The 24,164-nt window shown below is 73.2% G+C and carries 20 protein-coding genes; 13 read left to right on the top strand and 7 right to left on the bottom strand.

Annotated features, from left to right (window positions below):
- Positions 1-259: 259 nt before the first annotated feature.
- Positions 260-1,195, bottom strand: a complete 936-nt coding sequence (locus ACF1CT_RS27375) for a DUF3027 domain-containing protein (RefSeq protein ID WP_391786629.1) — start codon at positions 1,193-1,195, stop codon at positions 260-262.
- A gap of 358 nt (positions 1,196-1,553) precedes the next feature.
- Here ACF1CT_RS27375 and ACF1CT_RS27370 point away from each other — a divergent pair, with 358 nt between their 5' ends.
- Genes ACF1CT_RS27370 through ACF1CT_RS27355 form a run of 4 tightly spaced genes read left to right on the top strand, consistent with a single transcriptional unit; the run spans position 1,554 to position 5,150 of the window.
- Positions 1,554-2,966 (top strand): MFS transporter, encoded by a 1,413-nt coding sequence (locus tag ACF1CT_RS27370; protein WP_391786628.1) that lies wholly within the window; start codon positions 1,554-1,556, stop codon positions 2,964-2,966.
- Positions 2,967-2,993: 27 nt separating this feature from the next.
- Positions 2,994-3,473, top strand: coding sequence for a DUF2771 domain-containing protein (locus ACF1CT_RS27365; protein ID WP_391786627.1), 480 nt, complete (start codon positions 2,994-2,996; stop codon positions 3,471-3,473).
- Between the two features lie 55 nt (positions 3,474-3,528).
- Positions 3,529-4,281 carry a futalosine hydrolase gene (locus ACF1CT_RS27360; RefSeq protein WP_391786626.1) on the top strand — a complete coding sequence of 251 codons (753 nt, stop codon included), beginning with the start codon at positions 3,529-3,531 and terminating at the stop codon, positions 4,279-4,281.
- On the top strand, positions 4,278-5,150 hold the full coding sequence (locus ACF1CT_RS27355) for a 1,4-dihydroxy-6-naphthoate synthase (protein WP_391786625.1): 873 nt from the start codon (positions 4,278-4,280) through the stop codon (positions 5,148-5,150). Before ACF1CT_RS27360 ends, ACF1CT_RS27355 begins: the two co-directional genes overlap by 4 nt.
- Before the next feature lie 58 nt (positions 5,151-5,208).
- Here ACF1CT_RS27355 and ACF1CT_RS27350 read toward each other — a convergent pair whose 3' ends face one another.
- Complete coding sequence (locus ACF1CT_RS27350; RefSeq protein WP_391786624.1) at positions 5,209-5,592, bottom strand: cold-shock protein; 384 nt, start codon at positions 5,590-5,592, stop codon at positions 5,209-5,211.
- A 210-nt stretch (positions 5,593-5,802) separates the two neighbouring features.
- Here ACF1CT_RS27350 and ACF1CT_RS27345 point away from each other — a divergent pair, with 210 nt between their 5' ends.
- The gene (locus tag ACF1CT_RS27345; protein ID WP_391786623.1) at positions 5,803-6,027 is read left to right on the top strand and encodes a hypothetical protein; all 225 of its coding nucleotides are present in this window, start codon (positions 5,803-5,805) and stop codon (positions 6,025-6,027) included.
- A gap of 73 nt (positions 6,028-6,100) precedes the next feature.
- On the opposite strand, the gene ACF1CT_RS27340 is transcribed toward ACF1CT_RS27345, so the two are convergent.
- Positions 6,101-6,739 carry an HAD family hydrolase gene (locus ACF1CT_RS27340; protein ID WP_391786622.1) on the bottom strand — a complete coding sequence of 213 codons (639 nt, stop codon included), beginning with the start codon at positions 6,737-6,739 and terminating at the stop codon, positions 6,101-6,103.
- 142 nt (positions 6,740-6,881) lie between these two features.
- On the opposite strand from ACF1CT_RS27340, the gene ACF1CT_RS27335 reads away from it, so the two are divergent.
- The 4 genes from ACF1CT_RS27335 (at position 6,882) to ACF1CT_RS27320 (ending at position 10,987) form a co-directional block, all read left to right on the top strand.
- Positions 6,882-7,892 (top strand): FecCD family ABC transporter permease, encoded by a 1,011-nt coding sequence (locus tag ACF1CT_RS27335; RefSeq protein ID WP_391786621.1) that lies wholly within the window; start codon positions 6,882-6,884, stop codon positions 7,890-7,892.
- Positions 7,889-8,971 carry a FecCD family ABC transporter permease gene (locus tag ACF1CT_RS27330; protein ID WP_391786620.1) on the top strand — a complete coding sequence of 361 codons (1,083 nt, stop codon included), beginning with the start codon at positions 7,889-7,891 and terminating at the stop codon, positions 8,969-8,971. The genes ACF1CT_RS27335 and ACF1CT_RS27330 overlap by 4 nt, the downstream gene beginning before the upstream one ends.
- Entirely contained in the window at positions 8,968-9,879 is a 912-nt protein-coding gene (locus tag ACF1CT_RS27325) for an ABC transporter ATP-binding protein (protein WP_391786619.1), read from the top strand. Before ACF1CT_RS27330 ends, ACF1CT_RS27325 begins: the two co-directional genes overlap by 4 nt.
- A gap of 139 nt (positions 9,880-10,018) precedes the next feature.
- On the top strand, positions 10,019-10,987 hold the full coding sequence (locus tag ACF1CT_RS27320; RefSeq protein WP_391786618.1) for an ABC transporter substrate-binding protein: 969 nt from the start codon (positions 10,019-10,021) through the stop codon (positions 10,985-10,987).
- Positions 10,988-11,135: 148 nt separating this feature from the next.
- Here ACF1CT_RS27320 and ACF1CT_RS27315 read toward each other — a convergent pair whose 3' ends face one another.
- Positions 11,136-12,428: a hypothetical protein gene (locus ACF1CT_RS27315; RefSeq protein WP_391786617.1), complete on the bottom strand. Its 1,293-nt coding sequence runs from the start codon at positions 12,426-12,428 to the stop codon at positions 11,136-11,138.
- A 312-nt stretch (positions 12,429-12,740) separates the two neighbouring features.
- Here ACF1CT_RS27315 and ACF1CT_RS27310 point away from each other — a divergent pair, with 312 nt between their 5' ends.
- The gene (locus tag ACF1CT_RS27310) at positions 12,741-15,245 is read left to right on the top strand and encodes a helicase C-terminal domain-containing protein (protein WP_391786616.1); all 2,505 of its coding nucleotides are present in this window, start codon (positions 12,741-12,743) and stop codon (positions 15,243-15,245) included.
- Between the two features lie 294 nt (positions 15,246-15,539).
- Here the strand turns inward: ACF1CT_RS27310 and ACF1CT_RS27305 are convergent, their stop codons facing one another.
- On the bottom strand, positions 15,540-16,904 hold the full coding sequence (locus tag ACF1CT_RS27305) for an ATP/GTP-binding protein (RefSeq protein WP_391786615.1): 1,365 nt from the start codon (positions 16,902-16,904) through the stop codon (positions 15,540-15,542).
- 255 nt (positions 16,905-17,159) lie between these two features.
- Here ACF1CT_RS27305 and ACF1CT_RS27300 point away from each other — a divergent pair, with 255 nt between their 5' ends.
- Positions 17,160-18,803 carry a DNA repair helicase XPB gene (locus ACF1CT_RS27300; RefSeq protein ID WP_391786614.1) on the top strand — a complete coding sequence of 548 codons (1,644 nt, stop codon included), beginning with the start codon at positions 17,160-17,162 and terminating at the stop codon, positions 18,801-18,803.
- 119 nt (positions 18,804-18,922) lie between these two features.
- On the opposite strand, the gene ACF1CT_RS27295 is transcribed toward ACF1CT_RS27300, so the two are convergent.
- Complete coding sequence (locus tag ACF1CT_RS27295; RefSeq protein WP_391786613.1) at positions 18,923-19,114, bottom strand: hypothetical protein; 192 nt, start codon at positions 19,112-19,114, stop codon at positions 18,923-18,925.
- Between the two features lie 490 nt (positions 19,115-19,604).
- On the opposite strand from ACF1CT_RS27295, the gene ACF1CT_RS27290 reads away from it, so the two are divergent.
- Entirely contained in the window at positions 19,605-21,680 is a 2,076-nt protein-coding gene (locus tag ACF1CT_RS27290) for a HelD family protein (protein WP_391786612.1), read from the top strand.
- Between the two features lie 256 nt (positions 21,681-21,936).
- Here the strand turns inward: ACF1CT_RS27290 and ACF1CT_RS27285 are convergent, their stop codons facing one another.
- Positions 21,937-22,626, bottom strand: coding sequence for a copper homeostasis protein CutC (locus ACF1CT_RS27285; protein ID WP_391786611.1), 690 nt, complete (start codon positions 22,624-22,626; stop codon positions 21,937-21,939).
- Between the two features lie 248 nt (positions 22,627-22,874).
- On the opposite strand from ACF1CT_RS27285, the gene ACF1CT_RS27280 reads away from it, so the two are divergent.
- Positions 22,875-24,164 (top strand): heavy metal translocating P-type ATPase (locus tag ACF1CT_RS27280; protein ID WP_391786610.1); only part of this gene is annotated, 1,290 nt, incomplete at its 3' end.

Below are 24,164 nucleotides of genomic sequence, written 5' to 3'. Positions count from 1 at the left end.
CCGTGCCGCCAAGTGTGCGCTCGAAGGTACCGGGTCACCCCGGCGGGCGGTGCCGCCCCTGCCGCGCTTCGCACGGTCGACTGCGGGTACGCGGGGCCCGCGCCGGGCGACGGGCCCGGCGGCCGGGGACAGGGCGTGCTCACCGCCGGGGGGCGGGAGGCCCCAGGACGTGCGGGGCGTGCGCCCGCCACCGCCGGGGTGTGCCCGGGCGTACGGGCGTGCGCAGGGACGTGTGCGACCGTGTGCCGCGCGCCCCGCGTCAGGAGTGGCCGAGTTCCTCCGCCGGGCCGTCCGGCTCCGCCGGGACCGAGCCGGAGTCGCGGGCCGGGCGCAGCGGGTACTCGTCCACCCGCATGGTGTCCAGGGCGTGCGGGGCCGGCTTCGGGGTCTTCGGCATCACTGCCGCCTCGGAGTGGCCGCCGCATCCGTACGACAGCGACACGACGTGCCCGTCGGCCGGGCCGAACTCGTTGGCGCACACGCCGAAGGCCTGCCGCAGCGAGCCCGCGAGCGGCACCAGGAACGCGCAGCTGACGCAGGAGGCCGGGGCGGCCTGGGCCATCGGTGTCCTCGCCCCGAACGCCTCGTCCCAGCGCTCGGCCGCCTGACGCAGCCCGTACCGCGACAGCACCCGGGCCCGCCGCATGCCGAGCTCGTCCGCCAGCGCCGCGATCGCGCCCCGGCCGGTCGTCGCGGGGCGGGTGGTCAGCTCCGCGTCCTCCGTGTCGACGAGGTCGGCCATCTCCCGCGAGACCTCGGACACCGCGGAGTTCGGCGGCGGCTCGTCCTCGCCGGTGTAGCCGGGCTCCAGGCGGAGGTCGTCCGCCTGGGTGGGCAGCAGGTCGCCGGGGCCCATGTCGCCGGGGCGCAGGCGCTCGCTCCACGGCACCCACTCCGGGGCGAGGAGTGCGTCGTCGCCGGGCAGCAGAACCGTCTCGTCAAGGGTGACGTTCTTCGCGCGGGACGCCCGGGCGACCGTCACCGCCCAGCGCCAGCCGCGGTATCCGGGCAGGTGGCACTCGAAGAAGTGCGTGACGACCCGGTCGCCCTCGGCGATCACCCCCGCATGCTCGCCGACGGCCCCCGGGTCGGCTGCCTCCTCGGCCGCGGCGCGGGCGAGGTCCACCGCCTCGGCGCACAGGCGATCGAGGGCAGGGGTACGGGCCGAACGGCTTCGCGTCGTCGCAGCACTCACAGGTATCGCTTCTCTCCATACGCCAGTCTCACGGGCGCGCCTGCACATCCATCGATTTCGGCCGTGGCGGATGCGGGCGGAGCGGACCTGGGGGCCGCGTCGACGTCCACACCCGTCGTGCCTGCCTCGGGCGCACCTTCTGCCATCCATTCTGCGGGATCGCCGATAGGCGCGCGGCCGAGCACAACCGCCGGTGGCGCGCTACGCACGCTACCCCCTTCGCCGTCCCCCGCCCACCTGCCCGTCCCGAACCGGGGGAGACCGACGGGAACCGGCCACTGACCCGACAGGGCCATGTGCGCCCGTGCCCCGGGCCGATACCGGTTCGTGACCGCCCGGGCTGGGGCACTATGACGAAGTGACTTCCGCCCGGTCGCACCAGGATTCCGGCCCGTTCCGCAGGACGGGCCGGGCGGTCGGGCGTGCCCTCCGCGCCCCGTTCACGGGCACCGCGCGGTCCGTCCGCAGGGCGACGCACGCCCACGGCGCGGGAGAATCCGGACTCGGCAAGCTGATCGAGCTGCACGCCGTGAACGGCGCGGGCGACGTGATGATCACGGTGGCGCTCGCGTCGACCGTGTTCTTCTCCGTGCCGACGGACGAGGCCCGCGGCCGGGTCGCGCTCTACCTCGCCGTCACGATGGCGCCGTTCACCCTCCTCGCGCCCGTGATCGGCCCGCTCCTGGACCGGCTGCCGCACGGCCGCCGCGCCGCGATGGCCGGGGCGATGCTGGCCCGTGCGGTGCTGGCGCTCGCCATGTCGGGCGCGGTCGCCACGGGTGGTCTGGAGCTGTATCCGGCCGCGCTGGGCGTCCTCGTCTGCTCGAAGGCGTACGGGGTGGTGCGCAGCGCGGTCGTGCCGCGACTGCTGCCGCCGCGCATCTCCCTGGTGCGGGCGAACGCCCGGGTCACCCTGGCCGGTCTGCTGGCGACCGGGCTCGCCGCGCCGGTCGGGGCGGGGCTCCAGTTCGTCGGTCCGGCCTGGCCGCTGTACGGCGCGTGCGCGGTCTTCGCCGGCGGGACCGTCCTCGCGTTCACGCTGCCGCCCGAGGTCGACTCCGCGAAGGGGGAGCGGAAGGCGCGGCTGGTTCCGCCGTACGGGGTGACGCCGTCGCGTCCCCGGGCGGAGCGGAACGGGCGGCGGTGGGGCCGGGCGGGCAACGGCGAGAGGCGGCCCGGGCTGCGGTCCGTGGGGCCGTCCGTGCTGAACGGGCTCCAGGCCAACACGGCCCACCGCGCGCTCTCCGGCTTCCTGATCTTCTTCCTGGCGTTCCTGCTGCGCGACCAGCCGCTGGCCGGTCAGAGCGCCGCGGTCTCGCTCGGCATCGTCGGCGTGGCCGCCGGGATCGGCAACGCGCTCGGCACGGCGGTCGGGTCCTGGCTCCGGGCCCGCGGCCCCGAGGTGATCGCCGCCTCGGTGCTGGCCCTGGCGCTGGGGGTGGCCGTGCTCGCCGCGCTGTTCTTCGGCACGGTCACGGTCGCCGCGCTGAGTGCGACGGCGGGCTTCAGCCAGGCCCTGTCGAAGCTCTCGCTGGACGCGATGATCCAGCGCGACGTGCCCGAGGAGGTGCGGGCCTCGGCGTTCGCCCGCGCCGAGACGGTGCTCCAGATGGCGTGGGTGGCCGGGGGCGGCATCGGCATCCTCCTGCCCCTCAACGGCGTACTGGGCATGGCGGTCGCCGCGGCCGTCCTCGCCCTCGGTGCCGCCACGTCCGTACGGGGGCTGCTGAGCGCCGCGCGGCACGGCTCGCCGCACCCCCGCGTGGCGTGAGCCGGGGCGACCGATAGCCTTCGGCCCATGACCGTTGCGTTCTTCTCCGGCAAGAGCCGTCGAATCGGCGTCGCCCTCGGTGCCGTGTCCGCGGGACTCCTCGTCCTGTCCGCCTGCGACAAGCCGACGCCGCTCGCGACCGTCACGGTCGGCGGCAACTCGGTGAACACCGAGGCCGCCTGCTACAACGACGGCAAGGCCATCAAGACGTCCGACATCAAGAGCTGCCTCAACAAGAAGGCGGAGAAGTCCGTCGAGGTCTCGATGGACGACAAGGTCCGCTTCGGCGTCGACCCCGAGATCGCCGACCACGGCTGGACCCTGTTCATCAACGGCCAGCAGGCCGAGCAGGAGCCGTACAAGAAGACCTACCGGTCCATCCCGGGCAGCGCCTTCTTCTCCAGCCAGACCGGTGAGACCTCGAACGAGACGCAGGTCAGCATCGTGGAGACGAACGGCAAGAACCTCACGGGCATCTGGCACTTCCAGCTGAAGAAGTCCTCCTGACCTCCCGGCCCCCGTCGTCCCTCTTCCGGCCCTCCCCGATCCGGTGATCTCCTCCGTGCGTGTGCTCGTCGTGACCGCCGTCCCCGCGGAACGGGACGCGGTCGCGCGTGCGTTCGGGGACGGGGCCGGGCAGTCCGCGCACCAGGTGCCCGGCGCCGGGATCCACCGGGTGGACGCCCCCGGCGGCGCGGGGCGCTTCGACATCCTCGCGGGCGGTGCGGGCCCGGCCGCCGCGGCCGCCGCCACCGCCTTCGCCCTGGCCGCCGGTCACCGGCCCGGGCCGGACGCCGCCCCGTACGACCTCGTCGTCTCGGCGGGGATCGGCGGCGGGTTCGCTCCCGTCGCCCCGGTCGGCTCGCTCGTCGTCGCGAGCCGGATCGTCGCCGCGGACCTGGGGGCACAGACCCCCGAGGGTTTCGTGCCCGTCACCGCGCTGGGCTTCGGCCGCGACCAGTACCTTCCGCCCCGGTCGCTGGTCCGGGAGGCGGCCGGCGCGACCGGCGCGCTCGCGGCCGGGATCCTCACCGTCTCCACGGTGACGGGCGGCGCCGGGCGCGCCGCGGCCCTGCGCGCCGCGCACCCGGACGCCGCCGCCGAGGCCATGGAGGGCTTCGGGGTCGCCGAGGCCGCCGACCGGACCGGCACCCCGGTCCTGGAGATCCGGGCGGTCTCGAACGCCGTCGGCCCACGCGACCGCGACGCCTGGCGCATCGGGGACGCGCTGGCCGCGCTCACCGGGGCGTTCGGGAAGCTCGTCCCCGTGCTGGAAGGCTGGAACCGTCGTACTGGAAGGCTGGACCCGTCATGACCGAAACGACGCCTGAACCGCTGGACATCGCGTTCTCGCCGTGCCCGAACGACACCTTCGTCTTCGATGCCTGGGCCCACGGAAAGGTCCCCGGCGCACCCGCCCTCGACGTCACCTTCGCCGACATCGACATCACCAACGGCATGGCCGAACGCGGCGAGGGCGACGTCCTCAAGGTCTCGTACGCGGTGCTGCCCTGGGTGCTCGACACGTACGCGCTGCTGCCGTGCGGCGGGGCGCTGGGCCGGGGCTGCGGGCCGCTCGTCCTCACGAAGGAGCCGGGCACGGACCTCACGGGCCGGACCGTCGCCGTGCCGAGCGAGCGGTCCACCGCGTACCTGCTGTTCCGCCTCTGGGCGGCGGAGACGGTACCGGGCGGCGTCGGCGAGATCGTCGTCATGCCGTTCGACGAGATCATGCCCGCGGTGCGCGACGGGAAGGTGGACGCCGGTCTCGTCATCCACGAGGCCCGTTTCACCTACCGGAACTACGGGCTGCACAACCTCGCCGACATGGGCCGGCACTGGGAGGACACGACCGGGCTGCCGATCCCGCTCGGCGCGATCATCGCGAAGCGGTCGCTGGGCGCGGACACGCTGAAGCTGCTCGCCGAGTCGGTGCGCACCTCGGTACGGATGGCCTGGGACGATCCGGAGGCGTCACGCCCCTACGTGCTGGAGCACGCCCAGGAGATGGACCCGGCGGTGGCCGACCAGCACATCGGGCTGTACGTCAACGAGTTCACCGCCGACCTCGGCGAGGACGGCTACGCGGCGATCCGCGGGCTGCTGACCCGCGCGGCGGCCGAGGGGCTGGTACCGCCCCTCGGGCCGGACGCGCTGTCGTTCGTCCGAGGGCCTGTCGGGTGACCTCCGGCCCGGAAGCGGACGCGGCGGGACGCGGAAGGTCCGCGGCGGACGACGGGGTCTACACGTCGAGCTGGTCGGCGACCGCGCGCAGCAGCCCGGCGACCTTCTTGCCCGCCGCCTTGTCCGGGTAGCGGCCCCGCTCCAGCATCGGCGTGATGTTCTCCAGCAGGGTGGTCAGGTCCTGCACGATGGACGCGAGTTCGTCCGGCTTGCGGCGCTGTGCGGCCGCGACCGACGGGGTCGGGTCCAGGACCGTCACCGACAGCGCCTGGTCACCGCGCTGACCTGCGACGACACCGAATTCGACCCGCTGGCCGGGCTTGAGCGCGTCGACATCGTCGGGGAGCACGGAGGAGTGCACGAAGACGTCGCCGCCGTCGTCGCGGGAGAGGAAGCCGAAGCCCTTCTCGCTGTTGAACCACTTGACCTTGCCAGTCGGCAAAGCACGCACCCCATCTCAACCCGTATGCCGGAACAAAGCCTCAGCAGGTCAGGCTATCCAGTGGTGCTGCTCCCCTGCTGGCAGCAGCCTCCCCAGGGGGAGCACCCCTCGTCAAGCCGGATCATCCGGACCCTGTCCGGAAACGATGCCTGCACCGGCCGCCGTCACCCGCGGGCCGGTCCCACCGCCGTCGGGAACTACCCTGGCGTGGTGAGTACTACACCTCCTGGCGCGGGTGACCGGCTGGTCCGGGCCGGCGCGATCGTCTTCTTCCTCGGCGCACTGGCCACACTGGCCACGATGGCCCCCCTGTTCCTCGGCACGCGTCCGCTCCCGTCCATCGCGTGGTCGCTGTGCATGCTGATGGGCGTCGGCTTCCTGATCGCCGCCGCGGGCGTGGTCAGGTCGGCGCGCGCGGGATCGCGGCAGCGGTAGAAACCGCGGGAGCGGCAGGAACCGCCCGGCCGGGGCCCGTGGAGCGGTTGCGCCGCGCGGCCCGGCTAGACGTCTACGCCGCGTACGTCTCCAGCCAGGCCGGGAACTCCGTCAGGGACGACAGGACGACGTCCGCCCCCGCCGCCCGGAGTTCGGCCGCGTCGCACGGGCCCGTGGTGACCCCCACCGACAGGGCCCCGGCCGTGCGGGCTCCCCGGACGTCGCCGACGTGGTCGCCCACGTACACGGACGCGCCGTGCTCGCGCAGCGCCCGGGCCTTGGCCTCCGCCCACAGACCGCCGACGAGCGCGTCGGGTTCGATCCCGAGGTGCGTCAGGTGGAGTTCCGCGCTGGGCCGGTACTTGGCGGTGACCACGATCGAACGCCCGCCGCGCCCGCGGATCGCCGCGAGCGATTCCCGGGCACCCGGCAGCGCGGACGTCGGGGCGATGGCGTGGGCGGGATAGATCTCCCGGTAGCGGTCGGCGGTGGCGGCCACCGCTTCGGCCGGGAACCAGTTCCGCAGTTCCTCGTCGACGGGCGGGCCGAGCCTGCTCACCACCAGGTCGGCGTCTATGGGGGTCCCGGTCTCGGCGGAGAGCGCCAGATAGGCGGCCCGGATGCCGGGCCGGGAATCGATGAGCGTCATGTCGAGGTCGAATCCGACCGTCAACGGGAGCGGGGACCGGGGGGAGGGCTGCTGCGCGGGCATGACCCCATTGTCGCGGGGCCACTTTCGAAACACGCCCTCGGGCCGAAAACCGGCGGTGCTTAGACTTAGCCAAGCCTAACCATCTCGCCGCACTGCCGATCAGGGGCGAGGTGGCACCTCTGCTCGCTTCCGATTGGGTCCGATGTCAGCCGCCGCACCACGCCGCCCCAGACGCGCACTCGTGACGGCGGCGGCCGTCGCGGCGCTGCTGGTCGCGGTACTCCTCAGCCTGGCCGTGGGGGCCCGCACCATACCCCCGTCCGAGGTGCTCGACGCCCTCCTGCACGGCGGGCACTCGCAGAACGCCGAGGTCGTCCGGGGCATGCGGGTGCCGCGCACCCTGATCGGGCTGATGGTCGGCGCCGCCCTGGCCCTGGCCGGCACGGCGCTCCAGGGCATCACCCGCAACCCCATCGCCGATCCCGGCATCCTCGGCATCAGCCAGGGCGCGTCGGTCGGCGTGGTGCTGGCCATCGCGTACGCCGGTGTCCACACCCTGACCGGGTACGTGTGGTTCGCCTTCGCGGGAGCGGCGGCCGCCTCGGTCGCCGTGTACGCGATCGCCTCCAGCGGGCGCGGGGGCGCCACCCCGGTGAAGCTCGCCCTGGGCGGGGCCGCGATCAACGCGCTGCTGGTGTCGGTGACGACCGGGGTGCTGACGACCAAGGCGTCCGCACTCGACGAGTTCCGCTTCTGGCAGGTCGGTTCGCTCGCCGGACGGGAGACCGAGGTGGCCGGGCAGATCTGGCCGTTCCTGCTGCTCGGTACCGTCCTCGTGCTGTCGGTGGCGCGCGGACTCGACGCGCTGGCGCTCGGCGAGGACGTCGCGAAGGGGCTCGGGCAGAAGGTCGCGACGGTCCGGATCGTCGGCGGCCTCGGCGCCACGGTGCTGACCGGCGTCGGGGTCGCGGCGGCCGGGCCGATCGCGTTCATCGGGCTCGCCGTCCCGCACATCGCCCGCGCGGTCGTCGGCACCGACCACCGCTGGGTACTGCCGACGGCGGCGCTGATCGGGCCCGTGATGCTGCTGGTCTCGGATGTCGTCGGCCGGGTGGTCTTCCCGCCGAGCGAGGTCCCGGCCGGGGTGATGACCGCGCTGCTCGGAGTGCCGTTCCTCGTCACACTGGTCCGGCGGAAGGCGGTGCCCGCATGAGCGCGCAGCAGGCCGTGAGGGTACGGCCCAGCGGGTACCGGGTGGTGCGGATCGGGGCACGGGGACGGTTCCTGCTGCACCGGCGGTCCGCCGTCGTGGCCGCCGGGCTCGTCGTGCTGCTGGCCGGGCTCTGCGTCGCGTACCTGTGCGTCGGCGAGAACTTCGTCGCACCCGGCGAGGTCGTGAAGGTGATCCTCGGCCGGCCGTCCCCGGACGAGCTGGTCGTGGGCACGCTGCGACTGCCGCGGATGACGGTGGGACTGCTGGTCGGCGCGGCGTTCGGGATCGCCGGAGCGCTGATCCAGACCGTCGCCCGCAACCCGCTCGCGAGCCCCGACATCATCGGCATCAGCCAGGGGGCGAGCGCGCTCACGGTCGGCGCGATGACCTTCGGCATCACCTCGTACACCGTGCTGCCGTACCTGTCCGTCGTCGGCGGGGTGGCCGCGGCGGCCCTGGTGTACGTGTTCGCCTGGCGCGGCGGGCTGCACGCCACCCGCTTCGTCCTGATCGGCATCGGCTTCGCCATCGCGCTGAAGTCGGTCACCACCCTGTTCATGACGAAGGGCGACTACCTGGTCGCCCAGCAGGCGAAGATCTGGATGACCGGATCGCTCAACGGCCGCGGCTGGTCCGAGGCCGCGCCGATCGGCTGGACGCTGCTGATCCTGCTGCCTGCCGTGCTGTGGGCGGCGCGGGCGCAGCGCACCGTCTCGCTCGACGACGACACCGCGACCGCGCTCGGGGTGCGCCTCGGGCGGGTACGGCTGGGGCTCGTCGCCCTCGGTGTGGTGCTGGCGTCCGTGGCGACCGGGACGGCCGGGCCCGTCGACTTCGTGGCGCTGCTCGCCCCGCAGATCTCCCGTCGGCTGACCCGCACCGCGCAGATCCCGTTGCTGTGCTCGGCGCTGATGGGCGCGGTGATCGTGGTCTTCGCGGACCTGCTGGCGCGCAGGCTGTTCTCCCCCACCGAACTGCCGGTGGGTGTTCTGACGGCGGCGGTCGGCGCCCCGTATCTGATCTGGCTGATCATTCGCGGTCACGGCGGCGGTCGCGGTCGCAAGGGAGGTACCGCATGAGTTCGACCCGTACGTCCGAGGCGTCCGGGGCGTCCGACGCCCCCGGCACACCCGCCGCACCCGGCACGAAGGACACGGCGGCAACGGCCACGACCTGTCGGCTCGCCGCACGGGGGCTGACCCTCGCGTACGAGGACCGCACCGTCGTGCACGAGCTGGACCTCTCCGTGCCCGACGGCCGGGTCACGGTGATCGTCGGCCCGAACGCCTGCGGCAAGTCGACAACCCTGCGCGCGCTGGGCCGGTTGCTGCGGCCGAGCGGCGGCGCGGTCCTCCTCGACGGCACCGAGCTGTCGAAGATCCCCACCCGGCGGATCGCCCAGTCGATCGGGCTGCTGCCGCAGACCCCGGTGGCCCCCGAGGCGATCACCGTCTCCGGCCTCGTCGCCCGCGGCCGTCAGCCGCACCAGCACTGGTGGCAGCAGTGGTCGGAGGAGGACGAGCGGGCGGTGACCGACGCGATGGAACGCACGGACGTCACCGCGCTGGGCGACCGGTCGGTGGACGAGCTGTCCGGTGGTCAGCGCCAGCGGGTCTGGATCGCGATGGCGCTCGCCCAGGAGACCGATCTGCTGCTGCTCGACGAGCCGACCACCTACCTCGACATCGCGCACCAGGTGGAGGTCCTGGACCTGGTGCGGCAGCTCGCCGCCCCGGCAGCGGACGGCTCCCGCGGCCGGACCGTCGTCACCGTGCTCCACGACCTCAACCAGGCCGCCCGGTACGCGGACCACCTGGTCGCGATGAAGGCCGGACGGATCGTCGCCGAGGGCCGCCCGGAGGACATCGTCACCGCGGAGCTGGTGCACGAGGTCTTCGGCCTGGACGCGGTGATCGTCCCGGATCCGGTGACCGGCTCACCGCTCGTCGTGCCGGGCGCTCCCTGGCAGGCCGCCCCGACGCCGTGAACCCGCGCCCCGGTACCGCTGCCCCGCCGCCGGGTGCCCGCGTCGGCCCGCCGTCGGCCCGGTCGGTGCGGAAGCGGGAACGGGAAACGGCACCGGCCTCGGCACCCCCGCCCCACCTCACCCTCACGAAAGGCACTCCATGACCACCCTCACCCGTCGCGCCCTCCCGCCGGTCGCGCTCGCCCTGGCCGGGATGCTCGCACTCTCCGCCTGCGGTTCCTCGGACGACGACAAGGCCTCCGGTTCCGACGCCGCCAGGACGCACACCGTCAAGACCGTGATGGGTGACGTCCAGGTCCCGGTGGCCCCGAAGCGCGTCGTGGTCCTCGACACCGGCGAACTGGACTCGGCGCTCAGTCTCGGCGTGCGGCCCGTGGGGGCGACGCACTCGGCGTCCGAGGACGGTTTCCCCACCTACCTGCCCGCGGAGCGGACGAAGGGCATCAAGGAGGTCGGCGAGATCGCCAACCCCAATCTTGAGACCGTCGCCTCGCTGAAGCCTGACCTGATCCTCACCAGCAAGGTCCGTGACGGCGACCGCTACGACCAGCTCAAGGCGATCGCCCCCACCGTGATGACCGAGTCCACCGGTTCCGCCTGGAAGCAGAACTTCCAGCTGCACGCGGAGGCGCTCGGCAAGCAGGCCGAGGCGAAGAAGGTCGTCGCCGCGTACGACGCCCACGTCGCCGAGGTCACCGAGGCGATCGGCGGCAAGGAGAAGGCCGCCGCCACGGAGGTCAACTTCGTCCGCTTCGTCGAGGGCGCCGACATCCGGATCTACGGCAAGCAGAACTACATCGGCTCGATCCTCGCCGACCTCGGCATGGGGCGTCCCGCGATCACCGACAAGGCCAAGGACGGCTTCTCGTACGACGTGTCCCCCGAGAAGATCGACCTCGCGGACGCGGACGTCATCTTCACGTCGACGTACGGGGACCCGGCGAAGGCGGGTACGACCAAGACCATGGACGGCGGTCTGTGGAAGGGGCTCAAGGCGTCGAAGGCCGGAAAGGTCTTCAAGGTCGACGACCGGCTGTGGATCGCGGGCATCGGCTACACCGCCGCCGACGAGATCCTCGACGAGTTCCGGGCGAAGATGACCGGCTGACGGTCGCCCGGCACCCGACCGCACCCGACCGTGCCGGGGCCCGCCGGGGCCCGCCGGGGCCCGCCGGGGCCCGCCGGGGCCCGCCCGACGGCTGCCGCCCGCCCGCCGTGGCCTCCGTGCCCGTCGAAACGGCCCACGCGGTACGGCTTCACCGCGGCCTCCGCGCCCGCCACACCAGGTAGAGCGCGGAGGCGAGGGCCGCTCCCCGCACCACCCACGGCCACATCTGGCCGAGCGCCTCCCCCATCTGCCCGTCGCCGATCGGTTCGCCCCACCGGCCGGCGGTCCTGCCCCAGAGCCAGACGAGGGCGCCCGCCCCGACCACACCTGGCAGCCCCATCGCCGCCCACTTCGCCTCCCGGCGGGACAAGGTGCGCGAGCCGTACGCGAGCAGCCAGCCGACCGCCAGCGCCGGCCAGGACCCCAGCGCCACCCCGGCGACCAGCAACGCCGCGGCGAGCAGCAACAGCGGGTGGGAGAACCCGCGCCGTGCCGCTCCCTCCCCTCCGGCCTTCTTCCCCCCTGCCTTCGTCTCCTCGCCCGGGGTCCGGCGGCGCAGTCCCGGGAACCGTCGACGCCGCCGCGCGGCCCCGTCGGGTCCGGCCTCCTCGACGGGGGCCTCGTCCCCGTCGGTGTCCGGCCGTCCGTCCTCGGCCGTACGCGGCCGAGGAACGGTGTCCCCGGCCGACGGCTGACGCATCATGTCCGGAATCTCGACGCCGCCGGTGAACCCGGGCACGTCGACGCCGACTCCGAACGGTTCCGGCTCGACCTGCCACCAGTCGGGGTCGTCACCGGACGGTCCCAGTTCGTCGGAACCGGCCATGTGAGGCGGCAGGGCGCCCCTCCCGGCGAACGGTTCCGGCCACGGCGGATCCCCCGCGTCCACCGCGGACTCAGCCCCTCCGGGACGCTCAGGACCATCCGGGAGCCCGGGACCGCCGGACCGGCCGCCAGGCCTTTCGGAACCGCCCGACCGTTCGGAACCACCGGACCGTTCGGGATCTTCCGGCCGTTCGGGACCTCCCGGTCCCCCTGCCCGCGTGCCCTCCCCCGCGCCCGCTCCCGACGCGCCCGTGCCGGAACCGGACTTCCGCAACAAGCCCTTGCGCGCCTCGCGCGAACCGGGCACGTCACGCCTCCCCGGGGCGGCGCGCTCCTGCCGCCGCGGCGGCGGCTCCACCGGTCCGGCGCCCTCCCCGGCCCCCGTCACCGACGCGGCGACGGCGGCGACCTGTTCGTCCGGCGTCCCGAGCTTCCCGATGATGCGACGGACCGCCGCCGGGGTGTGGGCCGACTGCTGCTGCCGCTGCCGGTCGATCTCGCCCCGGAGCGTCGACACGAGTCTCATCCGCTCGGCCGAGGAAAGCTGTTGCCGCTGGGCCAGGTCCCCGACCCGGCTCAGATAGTCGTAGACGAGCTGGTCGCTCTCGATCCCCACGCGATGGTTCCCCTCTACCGCCCTGCACCGAAGGTAGCGTCCGGGCCCGTCCGGAGCGACCGTCCCTCGGGACGCGCCGCGGGCGACCACCGGGTGACGGCCGGCCGGGGACGGCACCACCCCACGAAACACCGTCCCGGGCACGACATCGTCGCCGCGCGAAATCCCGTCCCGGGCACGGCACCGCCCCGCGAAACCCCGTTCCTGGCACGAGATCGCCCCCACGGCCCCCCTTCCCCGGGACAGTCCGCTCCGCGAGAAGACCCGTCCGAAGCGGCTGCCTCGGGAAGGACAACGACTACGGTGGGTCGGATGGGGATGACCACACCACCGCGGACGCTCGCCGAAGCCCTCCGCGCCCGGGACGACGAGTCGCTGGCGGCGCTGCTGCGCGCCCGCCCCGATCTCCTCACCCCCGTGCCCAACGACATCACCCAGCTCGCCACCAGGGCGGGCACCCGCGCCTCCGTCATACGGGCACTGGAACACCTCGACCGGTTCGCCCTGCAGACCGCCGAGGCGCTCGCCGTGGCCCCCGACCCCGCCCCGTACGAGACGCTGCTCGGCCTGCTCACCGGCGACGGCCACGACGACGGCACGCACCGCGGCGACACGGACGGCGCGATCACGGACACGCTGCCCGCGGCCCTGGGCACACTGCGCGAACAGGCCCTCGTCTGGGGCGAGGACGACCGGCTGCGGCTGGTGCGCACCGCCCGCGAACTGCTCGCCCCGTCCCCGCAGCATCCCTCCCCCACCGGCCTGGGCCCGACCGTCGCCGAGGCGACCGCCGGAATGTCGCCGGGCCGCCTCCAGGAGATCCTGGCCGCCGCCGGGCTGCCCGCCACCCATGACCCGGTCTCCGCCGTGGCGTCCCTGGCCGGGCTCTTCACCGACCGGGCCGCGATGGGCGCGCTGCTGGACTCCGCACCCGCCGAGGCCCTGTCCGTACTGGACCGGCTGGTGTGGGGGCCGCCGTACGGGGAGGTGACCCCGAACCCCACCCCGCCGGTGCGGTGGCTGCGCGACCGGGGGCTGCTGCTCCCGGTGTCGGCCCGCACCGTGGTGCTGCCCCGCGAGGCCGCCCTGCATCTGCGGGCCGGGCGCGCCCACCGCGTCCCGGAACCGCTGCCGCCCGTCCTCGACGTGCTCGCGAAACGCGATCCACAGGCTGTGGACGGCGCCGCGGCCGGCCAGGCGTTCCTCGCCGTGGCGACCGTCGAGGAACTGCTGAAGGGCTGGAACGGCGGCGGCCCCCCGACACTGCGGGCGGGCGGGATCGGCGTCCGCGACCTGAAGCGGACCGCCGCCGCCCTCGACGTTCCCGAGCCGGTCGCCGCGTTCTGGACCGAACTCGCCCACGCGGCCGGGCTGGTGGCCTCCGACGGCGCCGCCGACGAACGGTACGCGCCGACGCCCGCGTACGACGAGTGGGCCGAACTCCCGACCGAGGAGCGCTGGGCGGCCCTCGCCACCGTCTGGCTCGCCGGCACCCGCACCCCGGGCCTGGCCGGTGGCCAGGACGCCAAGGGCCGGGTGATGTCCGTCCTCGGCCCCGGCCTCGACCGCTCCGGCGCGCCCGAGGTGCGCCACCGGATCCTCGCCCTCCTCGCCGACCTGGAACCGGGCACCGTACCCACCCCGGACAGCCTGCTCGCCCGGCTCCGCTGGGAACGCCCGCTGCGCGGTGCCTCCGCCCCCGCGCCGGGAGGCGCCCCGTCGGGGCAGAACACCTCCGGCGGGGACACGGGGGATCTGCGCTCCCGGATCGCCCTGTGGACGCTGAGCGAGGCCGAACTCCTCGGCATCACCGGCCGGGGCGCCCTCGCCGCGCACACCCGCGCCCTGCTCGAATCCGGGCCCGCCGAGGCCGCCGCCCGGCTCGCGCCGCTGATCCCCGAACCACTGGACCACGTCCTGCTCCAGGCCGACCTGACGGCCGTCGCGCCCGGCCCGCTGGAACGCCCCCTCGCCGACATGCTCTCCGTGCTCGCGGACATCGAGTCGAAGGGCGGGGCCACGGTCTACCGCTTCACCCCCGGGTCCGTGCGCCGCGCCCTGGACGCCGGGCGGTCGGCGGCCGACCTGCACGCGTTCCTCGCCGCGCACAGCCGCACACCGGTCCCGCAGCCGCTGAGCTACCTCATCGACGACGTGGCCCGCCGCCACGGCCATCTGCGGATCGGGGCCGCCTCCTCGTACGTGCGCTGCGACGACGAGGCCGTGCTGAACGAGATCCTCGCCGACCGGCGCGCGGCCGGCCTGCGCCTGCGCCGCCTCGCCCCGACGGTCCTGGCCGCCCAGGTCGACCCGGCGTCCCTGCTCGACGGGCTGCGCGAGATGGGGTACGCGCCCGCCGCCGAATCCGCCGAGGGCGACGTCCTGATCACCCGCGCGGGCGCCCACCGCACCCCGCCCCGCACACCCCCCGCCCCGGTGCCCGAGGGCCCCCCGGTCCCCGACACCACCCTGCTCGGCGCGGCGATTCGGGCGATCCGGGCCGGCGACACCGCCGCCACGGTCGCCCGCAAGGACCCCGGCCGCGACTCCGCCGACTCCCCCGCCCCGCCCGGCGCCCTGCCCCGGACCTCAGCCGCCGAGACCCTCGCCACTGTCCAGGCCGCCGCGATGACCGGCACGGTGCTCTGGATCGGCTACGTCAACGCGGACGGCGCGGCCAGCCAGCACGTCATCGCCCCGGTGAAGGTCGAGGGCGGTTTCGTCACCGCGTACGACCACACGGCCGACGGCGTCCGCACCTACCCCCTGCACCGCATCACCGGCGTCGCCGAACTCGCGGACGACGCCACGCCGTGACCGTTCGGGCCGAAGCGGCAGGACCCGGGGCATCGCGTCGCGAGCCCCGGGTTCCTCAGGTCCGTCCGTACCGTGCCGCCTTCAGCAGCCCCACCAAACGGTCCACGTCCGTCCACGGGTTCTCCCTGTGCCCCTTCGTTCCTTTCCGGCGCAACGTCCGGGCGCGCGCCTCGGCCCGGTCGTGACCGTCCCGCAAACCCCCGTACGTCAGGTGCCTGCGGCTGACGGAGTATCCGCAGGAATCCAGCTTCTCCAGCGCCTTCTGTGCCTGGGCCGACGTGCGGTACCCCGGATCTACGCTGCGCCGGGCGCGCGCCCTTCGTTCGTTGCAGCGGCTTGCCCCGCTTCACGCCCACCCCCGTGCCGGACGGCTGCGGCGATGTCCCGCAGCAGTGCGTCGTCCAAGTGCGGCACCGCTCCGTAGCGTCCGCCCAGATATCGCTTCTCCAGGTTGTCGGCGGATTCGCGCACCGAGAACTCCGTCATCGGGAACAGCCGGGTCGCGAGCGTGTCCGGGTCCTTCTCCGTGAACCACACCTGGTCCCTGAAGAGTTCGGTCCGGACGTTCCGGCCGAGCAGAGCCGCTTCGTGTGTACTGAAGACCAGTTGTGCTCCGGTCCTGTTGGTCTCGGGCGACTGGAACATCCCGACCAGCGCGTCGACCAGGTGCGGATGCAGACGTGCGTCCAGCTCGTCCACGCAGAGGACACCCCCCTGCGACAGTGTGGTGATCACCGGACCGACAAGACCGATCCACGTACGCGTCCCACTCGATTCCTGGGCGAGGTCGAGCGGAAAGACACCGTCCGCCGTACGGTGCTCGACGCGTACGCGCTTGCCGTGGCCGTGCTGGATCCGGACCTTCTCCCCCAACGCGTCCCTGAGCGCCCGGGTGATCCGCTTGTGATCCTCCTGCGCCTCTTCGTCGTACTCCTTGATCTCCAGTCCGGACACGCCGAGATCCGCGAAACGGAGCAGGGACATCGTGGACGCCGCTGTGCGCTCGGCGTCGTCGGCGAGGCAGAGCTGCACCGTATGGTCCAGCCGCTGCGGAAAATCGTGGTCCGTCGCCATGCGCAGACCGTGCCCGAACCAGCGGAACACTTCCCCGAGCTGATCGTGCCCCTGTGCTGCCGCGACCGACAGGTAGAGGCTGTTCGGCCTCAGCAACTCGGCGATCACCTTGCGCCGTCCGGTGAGCCAGCGCCCGAAGACGGGCTTGTCGTCGGCCCCGCGCTCGTAGAGACGACGCTGCCGGCCCTCGGGGTAGTAGTAGAGCCACTCCTCGGCCACCCGTTTGTCGTCGACCGAGAAACCGAACTGATGACGCACCCCGGCGACGACGAAGTCGACAGCGAACGTGCTGGGGCAGGAAGAGGCATCGCGTCTGAGTGCGAAGGGCCGACGCGGAATTCCGCCGTCGGGATCCCAGCGGCGGAACGACGACAGCACCGCCGACCGCATCCAGCCGAGTGAGTCGATGACGTTCGACTTCCCGGACGCGTTGGTCCCGTACACGGCCGCGACGGGCACCGCGCGAAACTCGCCGCCCGCGATTACCGCCTCGGCCCGCTCCGGGTGCCGGTCCGTGGCGACGAGGGACAGCTCCTGCTCCTCCTGGAGCGAAGCGTGATTCGTGACCTGGAACCGAAGCAGCACAGCAGCTCCTCCAAGCAATGAACGATGTCACCAGACAAGCATTCTCGTCAGATTCCGACGATAGCGCTGTTCAAACGACAACACATTGGCTTCTCACGCATCCGGATCTCCGGTGGGAACGGCGCTCGCACTCTCGGCACCCGGCCGCCCCCGCTCCCCCGCACCCGGCGATGTGCCGCCCGCATACGGCACACTGGACGATTGGCCAGTCCCGGCCGTTCAGGGCCGCCCCCGCAGCAGAAAGGGCCGACGCGCGTGACCGGACCCCTCATCGTCCAGAGCGACAAGACGCTCCTCCTCGAAGTCGACCACGACCTGGCCGACGCCTGCCGTCGCGCCATCGCGCCGTTCGCCGAGCTGGAGCGTGCGCCCGAGCACATCCACACCTACCGGCTGACGCCCCTCGGGCTGTGGAACGCGCGGGCCGCGGGGCACGACGCCGAACAGGTCGTCGACGCGCTCGTGCAGTACTCGCGCTACCCCGTTCCGCACGCGCTGCTCGTCGACATCGCCGAGACGATGGCCCGGTACGGCCGCCTCACGCTCTCCAAGCACCCGGTGCACGGCCTGGTGCTGACCTCCACCGACCGTCCGGTGCTGGAGGAGGTGCTCCGGTCGAAGAAGGTACAGCCGCTGGTCGGGGCCCGGATCGACCCGGACACGGTGGCCGTGCACCCGTCGGAGCGCGGGCAGATCAAGCAGACGTTGCTGAAGCTCGGCTGGCCCGCCGAGGACCTCGCCGGTTACGTCGACGGGGAGGCGCACCCCATCGAGCTCGCCGAGGACGGCTGGGCACTGCGGCCGTACCAGCAGCAGGCCGTCGAGGGGTTCTGGCACGGCGGCTCGGGCGTCGTGGTACTGCCCTGCGGTGCGGGAAAGACGCTGGTCGGGGCCGGTGCGATGGCCCGGGCGAAGGCGACCACACTGATCCTGGTGACGAACACCGTCTCGGCCCGGCAGTGGAAGCACGAACTGGTGAAGCGGACCTCGCTGACCGAGGACGAGATCGGCGAGTACAGCGGCACCCGCAAGGAGATCCGGCCGGTCACCATCGCCACGTACCAGGTGCTGACGACCCGCCGCAAGGGCGTCTACCCGCACCTGGAGCTGTTCGACTCCCGTGACTGGGGGCTGGTGATCTACGACGAGGTGCACCTGCTGCCCGCACCGGTCTTCAAGTTCACCGCCGACCTCCAGGCACGGCGGCGGCTCGGGCTCACCGCGACGCTGGTGCGCGAGGACGGCCGCGAGTCGGACGTCTTCTCGCTGATCGGGCCGAAGCGGTTCGACGCCCCGTGGAAGGAGATCGAGGCGCAGGGCTACATCGCGCCCGCGGACTGCGTCGAGGTGCGGGTCGATCTGACGGACTCCGAGCGCCTCGCGTACGCGACAGCGGAGACCGAGGAGAAGTACCGGTTCTGCGCCACGACCGCGACGAAGCGGAAGGTGACCGAGGCGCTGGTGCGCAAGCACAAGGGCGAGCAGACCCTGGTCATCGGGCAGTACATCGACCAGCTCGACGAGCTGGGCGAGCATCTGGACGCCCCGGTGATCAAGGGCGAGACCAGCAATGCCCAGCGCGAGAAGCTGTTCGACGCGTTCCGCGAGGGCGAGCTGAGCGTTCTGGTGGTGTCGAAGGTCGCGAACTTCTCGATCGACCTGCCGGAGGCGACCGTCGCCATCCAGGTGTCGGGGACGTTCGGTTCGCGGCAGGAGGAGGCACAGCGGCTCGGCCGGGTGCTGCGGCCGAAGGCGGACGGGCACGAGGCCCGGTTCTACTCGGTGGTGGCCCGCGACACGATCGACCAGGACTTCGCGGCGCACCGCCAGCGGTTCCTGGCGGAGCAGGGGTACGCGTACCGGATCATGGACGCGGACGAGCTGCTGAACGGCGGCTGATCCTCGTACGGCGTTCGCGTTCGGCGCTCCGGAGGTCCGTGCTCGGTGGACGCGGGTGCGGGCACGGGCGCCCCGGGGGCGGGGCGGCAGGCCAACGGCTGCGGGCCAACGGCTGCGGGCTAACGGCTGCGGGTGCGGACGCCTGCCTCCTCGGCGTACTCGCCCATGACGACCACGCCGAACGCGGCGCGGACGAAGACCTTGACGGCGCGCAGGCTGTCGCCGAAACGGTGGCCGTGGGGGTGACCGGTGGCCGCGGTCGCGCCGTGCGCGGGGCCGGTCCTGCGGGGGTTCAGGGTGACGGTGCTCATGTGTTCCATGGTGCTGCGCCCGCCCCGCGGAGGCATCGGCCCGCGGGCGGAACCGGGACGACGCGTTCGTACCTCTCGGGTCTCACGCTGTCCTCTTCGCGACGGACCCGACCCCTACGGGACGGGGAACGACGTCTCGGGGACGGAGGCGGGGACGAGGGTCGGGAGCCGGGGGACGGGAGCCGGGGGACGAGGTCCCGGGTCCGGGCCCGCCCCCGGGCGGGCCGTACGCCTCGCACCGCCCGTTATTCGTTGGACCCCGACCGGGACGGTCGATACACTCGCCGGTCTGCCCGCCTCCCGCACCGTGGTACCGGCCGTCGCCGGCAGCCGGGGGAGCGCCGCCGACCGGACGGAAACCGGCCGACATCCGTACGCGCCGCCCGCGTGCGTACCCGTGATCGATCCCCGAGCGGACCGCATCGCCCCGAGCCGTGACGGGGGCGGGGTGCGGTCCGTCGTCCTGCGTTGAAAAGCCGGAGGCAAGACCGTGCCCGCGCACGCACACGAAAGCGACCCCACCACCGACCCACTGGCCCACGAGCGCGCCCACCTCGCCGCGTCCCGCTCGGCGTTGCGCGCCATGCGGGAGGACGTCCAGGCGCTCGACATCCGCGATGTCACCGCGAACTGGGTCAACGCGGCGGTTCTGCAGTCGCAGATCGACGAACGCATCAAGTCCCTCGCGGACCTCGCCCATACGCCGCTCTTCTTCGGACGCCTTGACTACCTGCACGTCGTCGGTGCCGACCGGGCCGAGGGCGCGGAGGGGGAGGAGTTCTACATCGGGCGCCGGCATGTCCACGATGGCGACGGGGACCCGATGGTCATCGACTGGCGTGCGCCCGTCTCGCAGCCGTTCTACCGGGCCTCGAAGAAGGACCCGCAGGACGTCGGCAGGCGCCGCCGCTTCGGCTACACCGGCGGTGAACTCACCGCGTACGAGGACGAGGACCTCACCGACCCTGCGGAGGCCGAGCGGACCAGCAGGCTGCTCCAGGCGGAGATCGAGCGCCCTCGCGTGGGCCCGATGCGGGACATCGTCGCGACGATCCAGCCCGAACAGGACGAGATCGTCCGCAGCGGGCTCGGCGGAACGGTGTGCGTGCAGGGAGGGCCGGGTACCGGGAAGACGGCCGTCGGCCTGCACCGGGTCGCGTATCTGCTGTACGCGCACCGCGAGCGGCTCGCCCGTACCGGGACACTGGTCATCGGGCCCAACCGGTCCTTCCTGCACTACATCGAGCAGGTGCTTCCGGCCCTCGGCGAGCTGGAGGTGAAGCAGGCGACCGTCGACGACCTGGTGACGGCGGGTGTCGAGGTGCGCGGCACGGACGCGGCGGAGGCCGCCGTCGTCAAGGGTGACGCCAGGATGGCCGAGGTGCTGCGGCGGGCGATCCGGTCGCACGTGACGATGCCGACGGAGCCCGTCGTGGTGGTGCGGGGTTCGCGCCGCTGGCGGGTGCCCGCGTACGAGCTGGAGGAGATGGTCGGCGAGCTGCTGGCCCGTGACATGCGGTACGGGGCCGCCCACGAGGCGCTCCCGCAGCGCATCGCGCACGCCGTCCTGGTCCGGATGGAGGAGGCCGGGGAGGCGCCCGACGACCGGGTGCAGAACGCGGTGGCCCGCAATCCGGCGGTGAAGGCGGCCGTGAAGGCGGTCTGGCCGGCCGTCGATCCGGCGAAGCTCGTACTGCGGTTGCTGTCGGACGCGGAGTTCCTGGCCGCGCACGCGGACGGGCTGCTCACCGAGGACGAGCAGAAGGCGATCCTGTGGGCGAAGCCCGTCCGGAGCGTGAAGTCGGCGAAGTGGTCGGTGGCGGACGCGGTGCTGATCGACGAGGCGAACGACCTGGTGGCGCGGACGCACTCGCTCGGCCATGTGGTGCTGGACGAGGCGCAGGACCTGTCGCCGATGCAGTACCGGGCGGTGGGCCGCCGCTGCACGACGGGTTCGGCGACGGTGCTGGGGGACCTGGCACAGGGCACGACGCCGTGGTCGACGGAGAGCTGGGCACAGGCGCTGCACCATCTCGGCAAGTCGGACGCGGTGGTGGAGGAGTTGACGGCGGGCTTCCGTGTGCCGCGCGAGGTGATCGCGTACGCGTCCAGGCTGTTGCCGTCGATCTCGCCGGGGCTCGCGGCGGTGGAGTCGGTGCGCGAGTCGCCGGGTTCGCTGGAGGTGCGGCGGGTGGCCGGTCCGGAGGAGCTGGACGCGGCGGTGCTGGCGGCGTGCGAGGAGTCCTTGGCCCGGGAGGGGTCGATCGGGCTGATCGCGGCCGACGCGCGGGTGCCGTCGCTGGCGGAGGCGCTGACGGCCGCGGGCCACACGTGCCTCTCCCCGGGCGAGGAGACGACGGCCGAGTCCCGGCTGACCCTGGTTCCGGCGTCGCTGGCGAAGGGCCTGGAGTACGACTACGTGGTGCTTGACGAGCCGGCCGCGGTGGTGGACGGCGAACCGGACGAGCGCACGGGGCTCCGGCGGCTGTACGTGGCGCTGACGCGTGCGGTGTCGGGGCTGACGGTGGTGCACGCGGCGCAGATGCCGGATGCGCTGAGGCAGTAGGGGCGGCCCGGCCGGATGCGGACGCGCCGGAGCAGGGGGCGGCCCGGCCGGATGCCGGACGCGCTGGGATTGGGGGCGGCCCGGCGGCGGCGGGGCGTACTCGTCCGGGGATTCCGCCGGGGCGGCGCGGCGAGCACCGGAGGCGGGCCGGCCTCAGGCCGGCTGCGGGAACTCCGCCGGGGCGGCGCGGCGGGTACTGGCCTCGCCCGCCGCCCCTGCGCGGCATGAAGGGGGAACGTTCGCGTGGCGGAGCCGGTCAGGCGTCCAGCACGGTCCGCCACTCCTGTACCGCCGCCGCGTCCACCGGGCCCGACCAGCCGTGCGGGCGGGCCGCGCCACCGATGTGCACCGCGTCGATGCCGGCGGCGAGCAGGTCCGGCAGGTGCTCCAGGCGGAGGCCGCCGCCCACCAGGATCCGCGGTTCGTACCCGGGTTCGCCCTTGCGCGCCGCCTCGGCGACCAGGGTCGGGATGCCGTCGTCGACGCCCTTCGGGGAGCCCGCCGTGAGGTAGGTGTCCAGGCCGGGCAGGTCCGCGAGCTGCTTGCGCAGGGCGTCCCGGTCGGCGGCCCGGTCGATCGCCCGGTGGAAGGTCCAGTGGCAGCCGTCCAGTTCGGCGACGAGCCGTTCGACGGCCACCAGGTCCGGGCAGCCCTCGGGGTCGAGGAAGCCGAGGACGAACTCCTCGGCGCCCGCCGCCCGCAGTTCATGTGCCCTGGCCACGAGGACGTCGATGTCACCGGCGGCGAAACCGTCCGCCAGTCTGATCATCACCCGCAGCGGGATGTCCACCGCTGCCCGGATCTCCGCGAAAGTCGCGCAGGACGGGGTCAGGCCGTCCGCCGCCATGTCGGTGACCAGCTCAAGCCGGTCCGCACCACCCGTCTGGGCGGCGACCGCGTCCTCCGCGTCGAGAGCGATCACCTCCAGGACTGCACGGTTGCTCATCGGATCCCAATCCTCCAGGAAGCGGCCAATAGGTCTAGTCCAATGACCAGCCTACGGGGCGAGCAACCGCGTACGCAGCCGGAATGCGGAGCGAAGATGCGTGAGGTCGAACGCATCCCACCGCCCGGACTCGCACACTCCGGACTCACTCGGCCATTCCGCCCTTGCGTTTTATAGGGGTGGGGGGTATACCTGAACCCACAAGGGATACCCCCCAGGGGTATGAAGGTCTCGTCAGGGAGGACATCGTGTCCGCGCACACCGCCACCACCGGAACGGGTTCCGGCACGGCCGCCGGCACCACCGCAGAGGTCGAGCTCGCGATCGGCGGCATGACCTGCGCCTCCTGCGCGGCCCGCATCGAGAAGAAGCTCAACCGGATGGACGGGGTCGAGGCGACCGTCAACTACGCCACCGAGAAGGCCAAGGTCAGCTACCGGGGCGAGGACGTCTCGGTGCAGGACCTGATCGCCACGGTCGAGAAGACCGGCTACACCGCGCAGGAGCCCGCTCCTCCCGTCCCCGCCGAGCGCGGGGCGGCGGTCGGGGACGAGGACGCCCCGGAGCCGGACGAGCTGCGCACCCTGCGGCAGCGCCTGACCACGGCCGTCGTGCTCGCGGTGCCGGTGATCGCCCTGTCGATGATCCCGGCGCTCCAGTTCGACTACTGGCAGTGGCTCGCCCTGACCCTGACGGCCCCCGTCGTCACGTATGCCGCCTGGCCGTTCCACCGGGCCGCCTGGACCAACGCCCGGCACGGGGCGGCGACGATGGACACGCTGATCTCGGTCGGCACCTCGGCAGCGTTCCTGTGGTCGGTGTGGGCACTGTTCTTCGGGACCGCCGGGATGACCGGCATGACACACCCCTTCGAGCTGACCATCGGCCGCAGCGACGGCGCCGGGAACATCTACCTGGAGGCCGCCGCCGGGGTCACCGCCTTCATCCTGGCCGGACGCTTTTTCGAGGCCCGCTCCAAGCGGAAGGCGGGCGCGGCCCTCAAGGCGCTTCTCGAACTCGGCGCCAAGGAGGTCACCGTTATCCGCGGTGGCCGTGAGGAGACCGTCCCGACGGCCGAGCTGCGGGTCGGGGACCGGTTCCTGGTCCGGCCCGGCGAGAAGATCGCCACCGACGGAACGGTCGTGGAGGGCACGTCCGCCGTGGACGCGTCGATGCTGACCGGCGAGTCCGTCCCGGTGGAGGTCGGTGTCGGCGACTCGGTGACGGGTGCCACGCTCAACGCGGGCGGCCGGTTGGTCGTCGAGGCGACCCGGATCGGTGCCGACACCCAGCTCGCCCGGATGGCGAAGCTCGTCGAGGACGCGCAGAACGGCAAGGCCGCCGCCCAGCGCCTCGCCGACAGGATCTCCGCCGTCTTCGTCCCGGTGGTCATGGTGCTCGCACTCGGCACGCTCGCCTTCTGGCTCGTCAACGGCGCCGGGCTGACCGCCGCGTTCACCGCGGCCGTGGCCGTCCTGATCATCGCCTGCCCCTGCGCCCTGGGCCTCGCCACCCCCACCGCCCTCATGGTCGGCACC

The sequence above is a fragment of the Streptomyces sp. NPDC014734 genome (genome assembly GCF_043083325.1).
GTDB lineage: Bacteria > Actinomycetota > Actinomycetes > Streptomycetales > Streptomycetaceae > Streptomyces.
The sequence above is the reverse complement of the archived record's forward strand: the minus strand, read 5'-3'. Positions and strand labels throughout refer to the sequence as shown.